The organism is Streptomyces sp. NPDC088910 (assembly GCF_044749865.1).
Classification (GTDB): Bacteria; Actinomycetota; Actinomycetes; order Streptomycetales; family Streptomycetaceae; genus Actinacidiphila.
Genome location: NZ_JBIVIV010000002.1, coordinates 569,966 through 585,757, shown reverse-complemented (window position 1 = coordinate 585,757; position 15,792 = coordinate 569,966). Strand labels below are relative to the sequence as shown.

Here is a 15,792-nt window from a genome sequence, read left to right as displayed (position 1 = left end):
CCGAGGGGCCCGGCCCGCTCAGCCGGCCGCCGCCACGTACCGCGTCCAGATGTCGACGGGATACGTGCTGCCGAACTCCTTCGTGGCCTTCGACGGCCCGCCGGTCCCGGTCAGCGGCAGCAACTCCTGTGTCTTCGGGTCGAGTCGGAAGACGGCGACCGACGTCGCCACCGCGGCGGCCCGCGCCCCCCTCGGCGGGTAGCCGACGTACCAGGCCGACAGGTCCCCGGCCGCCGTGCCCGTCTTGCCCGCCAGCTCCGTCCTGCCCGCGAGCCCGCCGCCCGCCCTCACCGCGCGGCGTGCGGTCCCGCCGGTCACCGCGTCCTTGAGCGCGTCGTCCACCTCGCCCGCGACCTTCGGCGTGAACGGGTGCGTGACAGCGGGCTGTTCGATGTCCACGCGCTGCCCGTCGCGGGTGACCTTGAGCACGGAGTACGGATCGGTGTGCGCGCCGGCGGCGGCGAAGGTGCCGTACGCGCTCGCCACCCGGATCGGGCTCGGGGTGACGCCGGTGCCGGTGGCGAAGGCGGGCACCTGCTCGCCGAAACCGCGCGGCAGCAGCCCGGCGTCGACGGACGCCTTCCGCACCCGGTCCAGGCCGACGTCCATGCCGAGTTGGGTGATCGGGCCGTTGACGGAGTCCGCCACCGCCTGCCGCAGGCTGATCCGCCCCCAGGACTTCCCGCCGTCGTTGCGGCTCTTCACGATCGTGCCGTCCCGGCTCCAGTACGGCCCCTCGGGCGTCCGTATCGGCACCTTGTCGTCGCCGTCGTAGACCGAGTCGGGGGTGACGGGCGTACGCGGCGCGCCGCGGGTGAGCAGCGCGCCGTCCCGCAGTCCGGCCGCGTAGACGAACGGCGCGTAGGCCGTACCGACCGGCACGATCGCGATGTTGGCGTCGTCGAAGCCCTGCTCGATGTAGTCGGGGCCGCCGTAGAGCGCGACGATCCGGCCGTCGGTGGCGACGGACGCGGCGCCGACGCGGACGTTCCGGTCGGCGGTCCTCGCCTTCGGTGCGAGGCCCGCGGTCTCGTGCCGCACGGCCTCGGCCAGGGCGTCGACGCGCGGGCGCTCGAAGGTCGTGTAGATCTGGTAGCCGCCCAGGTCGAAGCGCGCGTCGGAGATGTCGCCGTGCGCGGACACGTACGCCCGCGCGGTGTCGACGAGATAGCCGGTCTGCCCGCTCAGCCCCGCGGGTTTCGGCGGCGCCTTGGGCTCGGGGAAGACGGTGTACGCGGCGCGCTCGGCGCGCGAGAGCTGACCGGTCTTCACCATCCGGTCCAGCACCCACTTCCAACGGGCCACCGCCCGTTGGTGGTTGGCCGGGCTGATCGCGGGGTCGTAGAGCGCGGCGCCCTTGAGCAGCGTGGCGAGGAAGGCCCCCTCGCCGGCGTTGAGCTGGGAGACGTCCTTGCCGTAGTACGCCTTGGCGGCGCGCTGCACGCCGTACGTACCGCGCCCGAACCAGGCGGTGTTGAGGTAGCCGTCGAGGATCTGCCTCTTGCTCATCTTCTGGTCCAGCTTCACCGAGATGAACATCTCGGTGATCTTGCGGGAGAGCGTCTGGTTCTGGTTGAGGTAGACGTTCTTCACGTACTGCTGGGTGATGGTGGAGCCGCCCTGGGTGTCGCCGCCGGTCACCATGGTGGCGACGGCCCGGCCGATGCCCTTCGGCGAGACGCCGTGGTCGGAGTAGAAGGAGGCGTTCTCGGCGGCCAGCACCGCCCACTGCACGCTCGTGGGTATCCGGTCCAGCGGCATCGCCTGCCGGTCCACCGGGCCCACCCGCGCCATCTCGGTGCCGTCGGCCCAGTAGTAGACGTTGTCCTGCTGCGTGGCGAATTCATTGAGGTCGGTGGGTATCCGGGTCCGCGCGTACGCCACTCCCACCACGGCGGTCAGCGTCACCAGCACCCACAGCGCCAGCAGCGACGCCTGGCGAAGCGACGGCACCCACCGCCGTATGCCGCGCCGCCCCGGCCGTGGATAGCGCGGCCGCAACACACGGGCCACGCGTTTCGCACGGGTCACGCGTATCGCGCGTACCGCGCCTCGGCCCAACCGCCTTAACTTCAGCCACTTTTTCCCCAACACCCCCGGAAGCTAAGGCCGGTTGTGGACCGCCCGAGGGCGGGACCGCCACAGTTCTGTAACAGCGGCGGGGCCCGGGGGCCACCGGATCAGGAGGGCAGGCGGCGCGCGCGGGGGTGGAGGCGGGCGGCGAGCACGGCGACGTCGTCCTCGGCGCGGGTGGCGTCCAGCCGGGTGAGGACTTCGTCCAGGACGGCCTGGATCGCGGCGCCCGGCGGGAGCCGCAGATCGGCGAGGCGGGCCAGGGAGACGTCGATGTCCTCCTTGCGCCGCTCGACCAGGCCGTCGGTGAACATCACCAGCGTCTGGTCGGGGGTGATGTCACGGGTGGTCAGCTCGTAGCCGCCGACGCCCGTGCCCAGCGGCGGCCCCACGGGCAGGTGCAGCAGGCTGCCCGCGCCGTCCGCCGAGAACAGCACCGGCGGCAGGTGTCCCGCGCTGACCAGTGCCACGCTGCCCCGCGCCGGGTCGACCCGGACCAGCAGGCATGTCGCGGGGCGGCGGGTGCCGTCCTCGGCCACGGCCGCGTCGAGCTGGCGCAGCACGCGGTGCGGCGGCAGATCCGCCGAGGCCACGTACCGCAGCATCGAGCGGTACGCGTTCATGTCCACGGCCGCGTCCAGGCCGTGGCCCATCACGTCACCGATCACCAGCAGCGTCCGGCCGAAGCTGAGCCGTACCGTCTCGAACCAGTCGCCGCCCACCAGGCTCCCGCCGCCCGCCGGGAGATAGCGGGTCGCGATGTCCAGGTTCGGGTGCGGGCGCCGGGGCTCGGCCAGCAGCGCCCGCTGGAGATTCAGCGCCGTGCTGTGCGCCGCCGTGTGCTGCCGCGCGTGGCTCAGGTGCACTGCCGCCAGGCGCGCCGCGTAGTGCATGGCCGCCGTCTCCTCCACCGTGAACCCCCGCCGGCCCGCCCGTACCGCCAACAGCGCGCCGTACAGCCGCCCGTGCGCCAGCAGCGGCATCGACACCGCCGTACGCGGCAGACTCCCGTCCGCGTCCGCCGTCGCCGTGATCGGATGCCCCTCGTCCAGCGCCCGCACCGACAGGGACCGCGCGCTCAGCGGCGTCCTCGGCTCCAGCAGCTCCGACCTGCCCGCCGCCGCCGTCCGCGTCAGCGCCGGCTCCTCCGGCCGCCGGTCCGCCGGTACGTCCTCGGGCAGCAGGTCCACGGCCGCCGCGTCGCTCACCCGGCGGCACAGGAAGCCGACCAGCTCCGCGCAGGTCGTCTGCTCGTCCAGGGTGCTTCCGATGGCCTCGACCGCCTCCTCCGCCACCCCGAACCGGCCCCCGTCCGTGCCCTCCGCCTCCCCCTCGACCGGTCCGCTCACCACTCCACGCCGCCTCTCCCACCGTTCGCCCTGGCGGGCACCCCCTGATCCTTCCAGGGCCCCCGCCGCTGCCCCCGTTCCCACGTGCCCGTCCCCCGGTCTTTTCCGGGCCGGGCCCCCTGTGCGTCGGCTCCAGGCGGGTGGGTGAGCCCGGCGGTCCTCAAAAGCGCCCGCCCGCGCACGGTGAACGGACCGGGCCCGGGGCCCTACAGGGGCGAGCCGTCCCGGGCGGGGGCGGGGCCGTCGAGGAATTCGGCGAGCCGGAAGAGGGCGGGAAGGGCCGCGCGCACCGCCCGAAGGTCAGCATCGGGCAAAGCTTCAAGCGCGGCGTCCATCCGCCGCTCGTGCGCCAGTGTCCACGCGGCGAGCCGCTCCCGCCCGGCAGCGGTGAGCGTGACGACCGAGGCGCGCCGGTCGGCGGGATCGGTCTGCCGGGCGACGAGCCCGGCGGCGATCATGGGCCCGATGAGCCCGCTGACGGTGCTGGCGGCGAGCCGTCGCCGGACGGCCAGATCACCGATGCGGGCGGGCGAGTGCTCGCCCAGGACCTGCAACAATTCCACCTGGGCCATGGGCAGCGCCTCCCACGGGTCGTCGCCGCCGACGGACACCCGAAGGGCACGGCGGAGCCGGGTGACGGCCTCGGTGAGCAGCCGGGCGTCGGCGGACTTGCTGAGCGGTCGCGGCGGGGAAACCGCGGGGTGGTGCGGGGACATGCCCTTGAGCGTAGGCCCTGGCATGTCACGGACCACCTGTCCGCGGCCTCTCAGGAGCGGGACGGGACCCCGTCGCGGCGGGCGGTGACTCGTCACTTCGGCGCCACCCGGACGACGGAAACTTCGGTGTCCGATGTAATCTCGTCCGAGTCCGCCGGCCACGGCCGGACCGTACGGCGAGAGTGAAAACCTTCATGCTGCTGGCGTATCCCCCGAGTCCCGCACAAGGTGCCCGGCACCCGGGACGGGTCCTGCCCGCAGCCGCGCCGGAGGGCGGCCGATGACGTCCCCGACGCGCAACGCGCCGCGTACGGACGGCGCGCGGACGGACGGACCCCGTGCGGACGGACCCCGTGGCGACGAGCCCCGCACCGACATCCTCCGCAAGGACGCGGCCCCGGAGCCCGAGGCCGGGCCCGAGTCCGGGTCCGCGCCCGCCGAGGCCCCCAGGAGCAGATTCCGCCGCCTCGGCCCGCTCCTGCCCGCCCGGCTGCGCCGCCTCGGCCGCCCGCACCTGCTGGTCGAACTGGTCTTCAGCGTGGTGCTGTACAAGACGTACTCGCTGACCCGCCGCGCCGCGCCCGAGCACCACGAGGCCGCGCTGCACCGCGCCACGGACATCCTCAACGCCGAGCGCAAGCTGCACGTGAACATCGAGCTGACGATCAACCACGCGATCGACAAGATCGACTGGCTGATCGTCGGCATGAACTACTACTACGCGACGCTGCACTTCATCGTGACCCTCGGCGTCCTGATCTGGCTCTACGCCCGCCACCCCGCCAGCTACCGCAGCGCGCGCACCGCGCTGTACGCGGCGACCTTCGTGGCCCTGATCGGCTTCACCTTCTTCGCGCTGGCGCCGCCGCGCCTGATGGAGGGCCAGGGCTTCATCGACACGGTGGTCACGCACCATACGTGGGGCTCGTGGGACAACGACGACGTGTCGTCGCTGTCGAACCAGTACGCGGCGATGCCGTCCGTCCACATCGTGTGGTCGGCCTGGAGCGGTCTGACGGTCGCGGCGCTGGCCCGCAGAACGTGGGTCAGGGTCCTGGGCTTCCTGTACCCCTTCTTCACCTTCACCGTCATCCTCGCCACCGGCAACCACTTCCTCGCCGACGCCGTGGCGGGCGCCCTCACCCTGGCCCTGGGCTTCCTCATCCAGCGCCTGCTGCTCGGCCGCCCCGCCTACCTCTACCCGGCCCCCGACCCGCTCCCGCCGGGCCCCCTGGGTCCGGTGGGCGCCCGCACGGGCACCAGGCAGTAGTCCGCGCGCCGCCGACGAACGCGCGCGCACCGCGGGCCGCGAGGACGAACGCGGCCAGGACGCACGAGGGCCCGAGCCGTGTCGAACGGCTCGGGCCCTCGTCGTGCGTGTGCTGCCGGTCGTGCTGGTGGCGCCGGTCGTGCTGGTCGCGCGCCCCTGAGGGGTTACGCGGCGCCGCGCATCGGGGACGAGCGGCGGCGGGACTGCGACGTCGGACGGCCGCGGCGGGCGCGGGAGGACGGCGCGCCGGAGCGCTGCGGGCGGTCGGCGACCGGGTTGGTGATGGTGACCGGGATGCCGGACGGCGCCTGGGCGCCGGTGATCCGGGTCAGCTCGGCCTCGCCCGACCGCACCTGGGCCACCTGCGGCGCGATCCCCGCGTTGGCCATCAGACGGGTCATCTCACGGCGCTGGCTGGGCACCACGAGCGTGACGACCCGGCCGGACTCGCCCGCCCGCGCGGTACGCCCGCCGCGGTGCAGATAGTCCTTGTGGTCGCTCGGCGGGTCGACGTTCACGACGAGGTCGAGGTTGTCGACGTGGATGCCGCGGGCCGCCACGTTCGTGGCGACCAGCACCGTCACGTGCCCGGTCTTGAACTGCGCGAGGGTACGGGTGCGCTGCGGCTGCGACTTGCCGCCGTGCAGCGCCGCCGCCCGTACACCGCTCTTGAGCAGGTGCTGGGTGAGCTTGTCGACGGCGTGCTTGGTGTCGAGGAACATCAGCACCCGGCCGTCGCGCGCCGCGATCTCGGTGACGGTCGCGTACTTGTCGGCGTCGTGGACGTGCAGCACGTGGTGCTCCATCGCGGTGACCGTGCCCGCCGACGGGTCGACGGAGTGGACCACCGGGTCGGAGAGGTAGCGCCGCACGAGCTGGTCGATGTTCCGGTCGAGCGTGGCGGAGAACAGCATCCGCTGGCCGCCGGGCCGCACCTGGTCGAGGAGCTCGGTGACCTGCGGCATGAAGCCCATGTCGGCCATCTGGTCGGCCTCGTCCAGCACGGTGATCGCGACCCGGTCCAGCCGGCACTCGCCGCGGTCGATGAGGTCCTTGAGCCGTCCGGGCGTCGCCACGACGATCTCCGCGCCGCCGCGCAGCGCGCTGGCCTGGCGGCCGATGGACATGCCGCCCACGACGGTGGCCAGCCGCAGCCGCAGCGTGCGGGCGTACGGGGTGAGGGCGTCGGTGACCTGCTGGGCGAGTTCCCTGGTCGGGACCAGGACCAGCGCGAGCGGCTGCCGGGACTCGGCGCGCTGCCCCGCGGTACGGGCCAGCATCGCCAGGCCGAAGGCGAGCGTCTTGCCGGAGCCGGTGCGCCCGCGGCCCAACACGTCACGTCCCGCGAGGGTGTTGGGCAGCGTGGCGGCCTGGATCGGGAACGGTACGGTGACGCCCTGTACGGTCAGCGCGTTCAACACGGCGTCGGGCAGGTCGAGTTCGGCGAAGGACTCGACGGCGGGCAGCGGCGGGGTGACCGTCACCGGCAGGGCGAACTCGCCCTGCGGCGCGGAGGGCCGCCGTCCGTAGCCGCCGGAGCGGGAGCCGCCGCCGCTACGGGACTGGCCGCCGGAGCGGCCGGAGCCCGAGCCGGAGCCGCCCGTACGGGAGGAACCACCCGTTCGGGTGCGGCTGAAACGGTCGTTCGTGCGAGATGTGCGGTTCAAAGGAACCCTTCCTCGATGCGACACGTATCGAGGATTTCCCGGCGGCCGTGAGGCGGCGGGGACAATCGCAAGAACGAGCCGGATAAAAAGCGAAACGAAGCCGGTCGGGACATTTCCTCCCGTGGCTTCGACATTTCCGCGCCATGAAAAAGCCGTGGAAAACGGCGGAACGCGGTGGAAATCCGTACAACGCAACAAGCCGGGACCCGCACCCCAAGGCGCGGGCCCCAGCTATATCGCTGAACGTGTCAGGCGTATTCAGACGCGTCAGGCGGGAACGATGTTCTCGGCCTGCGGGCCCTTCTGGCCCTGGGTGACGTCGAAGGTCACCTTCTGGCCTTCCTGGAGCTCACGGAAGCCCTGGGCGGCGATGTTCGAGTAGTGGGCGAAGACGTCGGCGCCGCCGCCGTCCTGCTCGATGAAGCCGAAGCCCTTTTCAGCGTTGAACCACTTCACGGTACCGGAAGCCATATTAATCTCCTTCAGGGGCAGTACATCGAAGCCCGCGGATTACGGACCCCGTGTCGCCGCAATGATTGCCCCGTTCAGGAAAGAACAGCGGAAATACAAAAGTGCACCTATCGGCACGTATGCCGATGAAGGAGCACTTGTAAGTCTTTGGGAACCACAACTGCAACTGAAAACAACGGTACCACGGAACCAGATTTTCGCCGGGTAAAACGCGTCACACCCCGCCCCGGCGCGCCCCACGGGGTGTCGTCGGGGTGCCGACGGGGGTGTCGTCGGGGTGTCGTCGGCCCCTCGCCCGGCCGCGGGGGCGGCCGGGCGAGCGCGCATCACGATCGCGCCCGTATCCCGGTCCCAGGGGCCGTTACGGCTGTCGCGGGCACAGGTTCATCGGCCATACTTCGCGCCGTGGAGCAGAAAACAGGTCCGAACACCCCGCCGATACCGCCCGCCGGAGTCGACCCGGCGTACATACCCGGCCTGACGCCCCCCGCGCGGTCCGCCGCCGAGGCGCCCGCGCCCGTGGTGGACGACGACGCCCCGGACGACGCGCCCCCGGCCGCGCCCGAGGCCGAGCCGGAACCGGCGGCCGAGGCCGTGCCCGAAGCCGCCGTCGAGGCCGTGGCCGAGGACACGGGCGCGGCGGACGACGAGGACGCGACGGAGGAGGACACCGGCCCGGTGTTCTCGGTCTCCGACCGCCGCGGCTCGATCACCGCCGACCGCACCGGCATCACCTTCAAACTGGACGGCGAGACCGCCGACTTCGGCTGGGACGAGATCGGCGCCGTCGAGATCGACACCCCGCGCTTCGGCCGCCGCTTCTCCGTCACCGTCTACACCTCGACCCGGCGCTGGTTCGACACCGACGTCGAGGCGCCCTCCAAGCCGCTGCTCAAGACCTGGGCGGCCGAGCTGGACGCGGTGCTGGACACGTACTTCGAGGACGACAAGCCGGACGCGGCCGACGCGACGGACGACGTGGAAGAGGTCGAGGAGGCCGAAGAGGCCGACACGACCGACACGGCCGACGCCACGGAGAAGGCCGACGAGAAGAAGGCCAAGGCCACCGAGGACGCCGAGGCGTAGCCGTACCGTCGTGGACGGCGCCGGTTCCCACCCTCCGGCGCCGGTTCTCACCCTCCGGCGCGGGGCACCGCATACCGCCGACGTACCCGGCGCCGTACGCCACCGCGGGCGACGCGTTGAGCGAGGTGCCGACGGAGACGCGCCACCGGCAGGGCTCTGGTCGCGGCGGATGTCGACCGTCGCCAGGCGCAGCCGTCCGGCGTCGTCCGTGAGGCCGTGGCCGGTGAAGTAGAGCAGGACGAGGGCTTCCGCGTCGTGCCCCGGCGCGGTCAACTGCCGCAGCCCCGCGCCCTCGTGCTCGTGCTCGCGCTCGTGCTCGTGCTCGTGCTCGTACGGAGCGATCAGCGGAGCAAGTCGCCGTCCCACGCCTCGTCGCCTCCCCCGGGTACCGCTCTTCGTGCCTGCGCGCCCGCGCGTCCGCGCGGCGCCGAAGTCCCCCCCGATTCTGCCCCTGTTGGCACCCCCGCCGGGGCCGCTTCCCGGCAATCGCTCCGGCGCGGAGGCGGGGACGCCTGCAACAGGTGTTGCAGGTGATTGCAAGAAGTCAACCAACAGACGTAGTTCGACAGCAGGGTTACGAAATCATTTCGCATGAGCCTTGTGGAACCGGACGCGCGCGCCCTAATGTCACCTCACCCTCTCGGCAGGTCTCGACAGAAACGAGCTTTCGATGTCACGGAGCAGCACAGGCGCTGTGGTGGAGTGGTCGGGCAGACCGCGGCGAAGAGCCGCGGTCGTGGTCGCGACGGCGACCGCGGTAGCCGTCGGGTTCAGCATCATGGCCGGTGGTACGACCGCCCTGGCGGGTACGGGATCGGGCGGAACAGGCGGCGGTACGGCCCCGGTGGTGACGCGGGCCGCGCTCGACCCCTCGCTCGTCGCCGGCCGCGGCGCGAACGTCGGCTTCGCGGAGCAGGAGGCGGAGAACGCCGCGACGAACGGCACGGTCATCGGCCCCGGCCGGGACGCGTACACGCTGCCCGCCGAGGCGTCGGGCCGCAAGGCGGTGTCGCTGAAGCCGGGCCAGTACGTCGAGTTCACCCTTCCGAGTGCCGCCAACGCGATCAACGTGCGGTACAGCATCCCGGACGCGCCGACCGGCGGCGGCATCACCTCGCCGCTCGACGTGACGGTGAACGGCAAGGACCGCAAGGCCCTGACGCTCACCTCGCAGTACGCGTGGCTCTACAACCTGTACCCGTTCTCGAACGACCCGGGCGCCGACGTCCTGCACCCCGACTACTGGGTGACCGAGTGCGCCTGCGTGCCCCAGGACACCACGCCCGCACCGGTGTTCGCCAAGCCGTTCCGCCCCAACCACTTCTACGACGAGCAGCGGCTGTCGCTGGGGAAGACGTACCGCGCGGGCGACAAGGTGCGGCTCCAGGTCCCGGCGGGCGCCACCGCCGCGACCACCACGATCGACCTGCTGGACTCGCAGCTCGTCGCGCCGCCGAAGATCGACCTGATCGCGGCCAACGTCCTCGCGTTCGGCGCCGATCCGACCGGCCGCCGCGACTCGGCGAACGCCATCGACAAGGCCATCGCCTTCGCGAAGCTCACGCACCTGAAGGTGTACATCCCGCCGGGCACGTACCAGGTGAACCGGCACATCGTCGTCGACAACGTGACGATCGAGGGCGCGGGTAGCTGGTACACGATCATCAAGGGCCGCCAGGTCGACCTCGCCACCCCGGCGCCCGACGGAAGCGTCCACACCGGTGTCGGCTTCTACGGCAAGGACGCCTCGAAGGGCGGGAGTTCGAACGTCCACCTGTCCGGCTTCGCGATCCAGGGCGACGTCCGGGAGCGCATCGACACCGACCAGGTCAACGGCATCGGCGGCTCGCTGAGCAACTCGACCATCGACGGCCTGTACATCCAGCACACCAAGGTCGGCATGTGGTTCGACGGGCCGATGAGCAACCTGAGGATCACCAACAACGTGATCGTCGACCAGATCGCCGACGGCATCAACTTCCACACCGGCGTGACGAATTCGACGGTCTCCAACAACTTCCTGCGCAACACCGGTGACGACGCGCTCGCGCTGTGGTCGGAGAAGACCGAGGACGCGCGCAACACCATCGACCACAACACCGTGCAGACGCCGGTGCTCGCCAACGGCATCGCGCTCTACGGCGGCACGGACAACACCGTCTCCAACAACCTGATCGCCGACCCGATCCGCGAGGGCAGCGCCATCCAGGTCGGCTCCCGCTTCGGCTCCGAGGCGTTCACCGGCCACCTGTGGATCACGGACAACACCACGGTCAGGGCGGGCACGTACGAACTGAACTGGAACATCGGGCTCGGCGCGATCTGGTTCTACGCGCTGGAGAAGAACATCGACGCGGACATCCGGGTGACCGGGGACAACTTCCTCGACAACACGTACAACGCGATCATGCTCGTCGCCGACTGGCCGGTGAAGGACCTGTACTCGGTCACCAACGTCCACTTCAAGGACATCAAGGTCGACGGCACCGGTACCTCGGTGGTCAGCGGCCGGGTGGCGGGCTCCGCGTCCTTCGAGAACGTGGTAGCGCGCAATGTCGGCGCCGTCGGCGTCAACAACTGCGGTTCCTTCAACTTCACGCCCGCGGGCTCGGAGTTCTCCCTGACCGACCTCGGCGGCAACACCGGCGGCGGTACGACCGGGCCGTGGTTCGCGTCGTGGGAGCTGCCGAACACGATCACCTGCGACGACCGCCCGCCGGTCGTGGCACCGCCGGCTCCGTCGGCGTGGTGACGGCTGCCCTTTGAGGAGCGCGCGGTGAGAAGCGCGCGCTGAGCGACACCTCGTGACAAGCGCCTCGCGCGAAGTCCATACGGAGATCCGTACAGGTTTCGCGCGGGGCCGCTAAGAAAGCGTTAAGACTCGCGGGCCGCGGTGGCCAGCGCGCCGGGACAGACCCCGGCAAAGCCCCCACCGTCCCGATGAAATGCCTGGTCGGCCGCCCGGAACACCCCGGGCGGCCGATCATGTGTCAGCGGGGCAGGGGTGCGTACGCTGGCCGGGCCGTCATCCGCGATGGCCCGACCGATCCGCCGCACCCCAGGAGCCCTCCGGATGACCACGACCGTCCCGCCCGAGCGGTCCTCGACGCCCCCGCGCAGCCGCTTCAGGGCCTGGCTGCTCGAAGGTCTCTCCGACATGGGCAAGCACCAGTCGGGCGGCGGCGGGGCGGCGGAGCGGGAAGCCGCGCCCGCCCACAAGGGCCAGCGCTGGTGGCGGGTGATGTGCCTGACCGGCGTGGACTACTTCTCCACCCTCGGCTACCAGCCCGGCATCGCGGCGCTCGCGGCCGGGCTGCTGTCGCCGATCGCGACGGTCGTGCTGGTCCTGGTCACGCTGGCGGGCGCGCTGCCCGTCTACCGGCGGGTCGCCGAGGAGAGCCCGCACGGCGCGGGCTCCATCGCGATGCTGGAGCGGCTGCTGTCGTTCTGGAAGGGCAAGCTCTTCGTCCTGACGCTGCTGGGCTTCGCCGCCACCGACTTCCTGATCACCATCACCCTTTCGGCCGCCGACGCCTCCACCCACCTGGTGGAGAATCCGCACTTCGCCACGGCGCTGCACAGCCACCAGATGGTGATCACGCTGGTCCTGGTCGCGCTGTTGGGCGCGGTGTTCCTCAAGGGCTTCCTGGAGGCCATCGGGATCGCCGTCGTCCTGGTCGGGCTCTATCTGGCGCTCAACGTGGTGGTCGTCATCGCCGGCTTCTGGCACGTCGCGACCGCCGGGCACGTCGTCACCGACTGGTCGCACGCGCTGACCGCCGAGCGGGGCAACGTCTTCGTCATGATCGGCGTGTCCCTGCTGATCTTCCCCAAGCTCGCGCTCGGCATGTCCGGCTTCGAGACCGGCGTCGCCGTCATGCCGAACGTCGCGGGCGACCCCGGTGACACCGAGGAGCGGCCGGTCGGCCGGATCCGCGACACCAAGAAGCTGCTCACGACGGCCGCGCTGATCATGAGCGTCTTCCTGATCTGCACCAGTTTCATCACCACCGTGCTGATCCCGAAGAAGGAGTTCGAGACCGGCGGCAAGGCCAACGGCCGCGCGCTGGCGTATCTCGCCCACGAGTACCTGGGGTCGGTCTTCGGCACGGTCTACGACTTCTCCACCATCGCCATCCTCTGGTTCGCGGGCGCCTCCGCAATGGCGGGCCTGCTCAACCTGATGCCGCGCTACCTTCCGCGGTACGGCATGGCCCCGCACTGGGCGCGCGCGGTGCGGCCGATGGTGCTGGTCTTCACGCTCGTCGCCTTCCTCGTCACCTGGATCTTCGACGCCAGCGTCGACAAGCAGGGCGGCGCGTACGCGACCGGCGTCCTCGTCCTGATGAGCTCGGCCGCGCTGGCCGTCACGATCGCCGCCCGCAAGGCCGGGCAGCGGCGCTGGACGGTCGTCTTCGCCGTGATCTCGGTGGTCTTCCTCTACACGACGGTCGTCAACGTCGTGGAGCGGCCCGACGGCGTCAAGATCGGCGCCTGCTTCATCGCCGGGATCATCCTCGTCTCGCTGCTGTCCCGGCTCGCCCGCGCCTTCGAACTGCGCGTCACCAGCGTGGAGTTGGACGACATGGCCACGCGGTTCGTCCGCGACATCGCCAGCCGCCGCATTCGCTTCATCGCCAACGAGCCGGGGCTGCGCGACGCGGCCGAGTACCGCGACAAGGTGCACCAGATCCGCGCCGACAACGACATCCCGCCCGAGGACGACCTCGTCTTCGTCGAGGTCACCGTCCTCGACGCCTCCGAGTTCGAGTCCGCCCTGCGCGTCACCGGGCATGTCCTGCACGGCCGTTACCGCGTGCTGTCCCTGGAGAGCTCGTCCGTCCCCAACGCGCTGGCCGCCCTCCTCCTCCACGTCCGCGACACCACCGGCACCAAGCCGCACATCTACTTCGAGTGGACCGAGGGCAGCCCCTTCACCAACTTCCTCCGCTTCTTCCTCTTCGGCCACGGCGAGGTCGCCCCGGTCACCCGCGAGGTCCTGCGCGAAGCCGAGCCCGACCGCTCCCGCCGCCCCCGCGTCCACGTGGGTTAGTCCGCGCGGGCAGACCGCGCGGGTTTGTCAGCGCGCCTCAGACCGCGTGCGTCAGCCCGCGTGCCTCAGACCGCGTGATCGGCGGCCTCGCGGTCGTTGGTCGCGGCCCAACTGGCCAGCAGATCAAGGGCGTCACGCGCGGGCGTGCCGGGTTCCGCGCTGTAGGCCATGATGGTCAGCCCGGTGTCGGCGGGCAGCTCCAAGGCGTCGTAGGCGAGGGTGAGTTCGCCGACGACGGGGTGGTTGAGGCGTTTGACTCCGCCGCGGTGCAGGTGGACGTCGTGGGTGGCCCAGCGGGTGCGGAACAGGGCGCTCCGGGTGGCGAGTTCTCCGACCAGGTCGCTCAGGGCCCTGTCGTGGGGGTCGCGCCCGGCTTCGGCGCGCAGGATCGCGACGGTGCCCGCCGCCATCCGCTCCCAGTCGCGGTAGAAGTCGGTGGCCGCGGGGTCCAGGAACATGAAGCGGGCCACGTTGGGCGGTCGCCCCGGGGTCGCGAGGACCGGGCCGAGGAGCGCCCTGCCGAGTCGGTTCGTGGCCAGGATGTCCAGGCGGCGGTCGCGTACGTAGGCCGGGATCGTCGTGGACATGGAGTCCAGGATGCGCTGGATGCTGGGGCGCACATGAGGCTTCGGGGCGCGGGCGGGTGTCCGCGCCCCGGAACCGGCGGCGCGGGCCAGGTCGAACAGGTGGGCGCGTTCGGCCTCGTCGAGGCGGAGGGCGCGCGCGAGGGCTTCCAGGACGCCGTCGGAGACGCCGCGGGCGTTGCCGCGCTCCAGCTTGATGTAGTAGTCGGCGCTGACGCCCGCCAGCAGCGCGACCTCCTCGCGGCGCAGCCCGGTCACCCGGCGGAATCCGCCGCCGACCGGCAGGCCGGCTTGTTCCGGGGTGATCCCGGCGCGGCGCGAGGTGAGGAAGTCGCGGAATTCGGTGCGGGCGTCCATGCGTCCAACCGTACGGCCGTTTTCGCCTGCCTGACAGGCTCCGTCAGTACCTGTAACAGCAGGAATCCCCTGGTGAGAGGCCATGGGCAGCGGTTCGTGCCACGGTGGGAAGGGAAGGCGATCCGCCGTCCCGGAGCGGGCGAGCGGCTCCGCGTCACCGAGGAGGAACAGGCCATGGAGTACACGCGACTGGGAACGTCAGGGCTCAGGGTCAGCCGGATCGCCCTGGGCTGTATGAGCTTCGGCGACCCCGCCACCAGACTGACCTGGTCCCTCGACGACGACGCGGCCGAGCCGGTCTTCCGCCGGGCCGTCGAGCTCGGCATCACCTTCTGGGACACCGCGAACATCTACGGCCTGGGCACCTCGGAGGAGATCGTCGGGCGGGCGCTGCGCAAGTACACCCGGCGTGACGACATCGTCCTGGCCACCAAGCTGTGGGCGCCGATGCACCAGGGCCCGGGCGGTTCCGGTCTGTCCCGCAGGGCCGTCATGGAGCAGATCGACGCCTCGCTGCGGCGGCTGGACACCGACTACGTCGACCTGTACCAGATCCACCGGTTCGACCCCCAGACGCCGGTCGAGGAGACGATGGAGGCGCTGCACGACGTGGTCAAGGCGGGCAAGGTCCGCTACATCGGCGCCTCGTCGATGTGGGCCTGGCAGTTCGCCACAATGCAGCACACCGCGCAGTTCCACGGCTGGACCCGGTTCGTGTCCATGCAGGACCAGTACAGCCTGCTCCACCGCGAGGAGGAGCGCGAGATGTTCGGCCTGCTCGCCCACCAGGGCGTGGGAAGCATCCCCTGGAGTCCCCTGTCCGGCGGGCTGGTCACCCGGCCCTGGGGCGAGCGCTCCACGCCGCGCGCGGCCGTCAACCGGACCGTCGACCCGCAGGACCGCCCGATCTTCCTCGACGCCGACCGGGCCATCGTCGACGCCGTCCAGGAGATCGCCCGGAACCGAGGCGTCCCCATGGCCCAGGTCGCGATGGCCTGGGTGCTGAAGAACCCGGTCGTCTCCGCCCCCATCGTCGGCGCGACCAAGCCCCACCACCTCGCCGACGCCGCCGCCGCGCTCGACCTCACGCTCGCCCGGGAGGAGGTCGACTCCCTCGAGGCCCCCTACACCCCTCGCGAGCCGACCTTCTTCTGACCCCGTCAGGG

The 15,792-nt window shown here is 71.4% G+C and carries 11 protein-coding genes; 5 read left to right on the top strand and 6 right to left on the bottom strand.

Going from position 1 to position 15,792, the window contains the following annotated elements:
• Positions 1–18: 18 nt before the first annotated feature.
• The 3 genes from ACIP4Z_RS07155 to ACIP4Z_RS07145 form a co-directional block, all read right to left on the bottom strand.
• Positions 19–1,953, bottom strand: a complete 1,935-nt coding sequence (locus ACIP4Z_RS07155; protein WP_401305620.1) for a transglycosylase domain-containing protein — start codon at positions 1,951–1,953, stop codon at positions 19–21.
• Positions 1,954–2,180: 227 nt separating this feature from the next.
• Positions 2,181–3,422 (bottom strand): PP2C family protein-serine/threonine phosphatase, encoded by a 1,242-nt coding sequence (locus ACIP4Z_RS07150; protein WP_401305618.1) that lies wholly within the window; start codon positions 3,420–3,422, stop codon positions 2,181–2,183.
• Between the two features lie 206 nt (positions 3,423–3,628).
• Positions 3,629–4,138, bottom strand: coding sequence for a MarR family winged helix-turn-helix transcriptional regulator (locus ACIP4Z_RS07145; protein WP_355339742.1), 510 nt, complete (start codon positions 4,136–4,138; stop codon positions 3,629–3,631).
• Positions 4,139–4,418: 280 nt separating this feature from the next.
• Here ACIP4Z_RS07145 and ACIP4Z_RS07140 point away from each other — a divergent pair, with 280 nt between their 5' ends.
• Positions 4,419–5,408 carry a phosphatase PAP2 family protein gene (locus tag ACIP4Z_RS07140; RefSeq protein ID WP_391041815.1) on the top strand — a complete coding sequence of 330 codons (990 nt, stop codon included), beginning with the start codon at positions 4,419–4,421 and terminating at the stop codon, positions 5,406–5,408.
• 164 nt (positions 5,409–5,572) lie between these two features.
• Here the strand turns inward: ACIP4Z_RS07140 and ACIP4Z_RS07135 are convergent, their stop codons facing one another.
• Positions 5,573–7,075, bottom strand: a complete 1,503-nt coding sequence (locus ACIP4Z_RS07135) for a DEAD/DEAH box helicase (protein ID WP_391041817.1) — start codon at positions 7,073–7,075, stop codon at positions 5,573–5,575.
• 267 nt (positions 7,076–7,342) lie between these two features.
• Entirely contained in the window at positions 7,343–7,546 is a 204-nt protein-coding gene (locus ACIP4Z_RS07130) for a cold-shock protein (RefSeq protein WP_161307368.1), read from the bottom strand.
• 405 nt (positions 7,547–7,951) lie between these two features.
• On the opposite strand from ACIP4Z_RS07130, the gene ACIP4Z_RS07125 reads away from it, so the two are divergent.
• The 3 genes from ACIP4Z_RS07125 (at position 7,952) to ACIP4Z_RS07115 (ending at position 13,685) form a co-directional block, all read left to right on the top strand.
• Positions 7,952–8,632 carry a hypothetical protein gene (locus tag ACIP4Z_RS07125; RefSeq protein WP_401305615.1) on the top strand — a complete coding sequence of 227 codons (681 nt, stop codon included), beginning with the start codon at positions 7,952–7,954 and terminating at the stop codon, positions 8,630–8,632.
• Positions 8,633–9,302: 670 nt separating this feature from the next.
• A complete protein-coding gene (locus tag ACIP4Z_RS07120) occupies positions 9,303–11,384 on the top strand; it encodes a glycosyl hydrolase family 28-related protein (RefSeq protein ID WP_391158589.1) in 2,082 nt (693 codons plus the stop codon).
• A gap of 321 nt (positions 11,385–11,705) precedes the next feature.
• On the top strand, positions 11,706–13,685 hold the full coding sequence (locus tag ACIP4Z_RS07115; RefSeq protein WP_355339728.1) for an amino acid transporter: 1,980 nt from the start codon (positions 11,706–11,708) through the stop codon (positions 13,683–13,685).
• 65 nt (positions 13,686–13,750) lie between these two features.
• Here ACIP4Z_RS07115 and ACIP4Z_RS07110 read toward each other — a convergent pair whose 3' ends face one another.
• Positions 13,751–14,626, bottom strand: a complete 876-nt coding sequence (locus ACIP4Z_RS07110; RefSeq protein WP_401305612.1) for a helix-turn-helix transcriptional regulator — start codon at positions 14,624–14,626, stop codon at positions 13,751–13,753.
• A 174-nt stretch (positions 14,627–14,800) separates the two neighbouring features.
• Between ACIP4Z_RS07110 and ACIP4Z_RS07105 the strand changes: the two genes are divergently transcribed.
• The gene (locus ACIP4Z_RS07105; RefSeq protein ID WP_401305610.1) at positions 14,801–15,781 is read left to right on the top strand and encodes an aldo/keto reductase; all 981 of its coding nucleotides are present in this window, start codon (positions 14,801–14,803) and stop codon (positions 15,779–15,781) included.
• The last annotated feature ends 11 nt before the right edge of the window (positions 15,782–15,792 follow it).

What these genes read in the sequence shown, in the direction of transcription:
- ACIP4Z_RS07145 (WP_355339742.1), bottom strand. Translation starts at nt 4,138, where the DNA reads ATGTCCCCGCACCACCCCGCGGTTTCCCCGCCGCGACCGCTCAGCAAG.
- ACIP4Z_RS07105 (WP_401305610.1), top strand. Translation starts at nt 14,801, where the DNA reads ATGGAGTACACGCGACTGGGAACGTCAGGGCTCAGGGTCAGCCGGATC.
- ACIP4Z_RS07120 (WP_391158589.1), top strand. Translation starts at nt 9,303, where the DNA reads ATGTCACGGAGCAGCACAGGCGCTGTGGTGGAGTGGTCGGGCAGACCG.
- ACIP4Z_RS07115 (WP_355339728.1), top strand. Translation starts at nt 11,706, where the DNA reads ATGACCACGACCGTCCCGCCCGAGCGGTCCTCGACGCCCCCGCGCAGC.
- ACIP4Z_RS07110 (WP_401305612.1), bottom strand. Translation starts at nt 14,626, where the DNA reads ATGGACGCCCGCACCGAATTCCGCGACTTCCTCACCTCGCGCCGCGCC.
- ACIP4Z_RS07140 (WP_391041815.1), top strand. Translation starts at nt 4,419, where the DNA reads ATGACGTCCCCGACGCGCAACGCGCCGCGTACGGACGGCGCGCGGACG.
- ACIP4Z_RS07130 (WP_161307368.1), bottom strand. Translation starts at nt 7,546, where the DNA reads ATGGCTTCCGGTACCGTGAAGTGGTTCAACGCTGAAAAGGGCTTCGGC.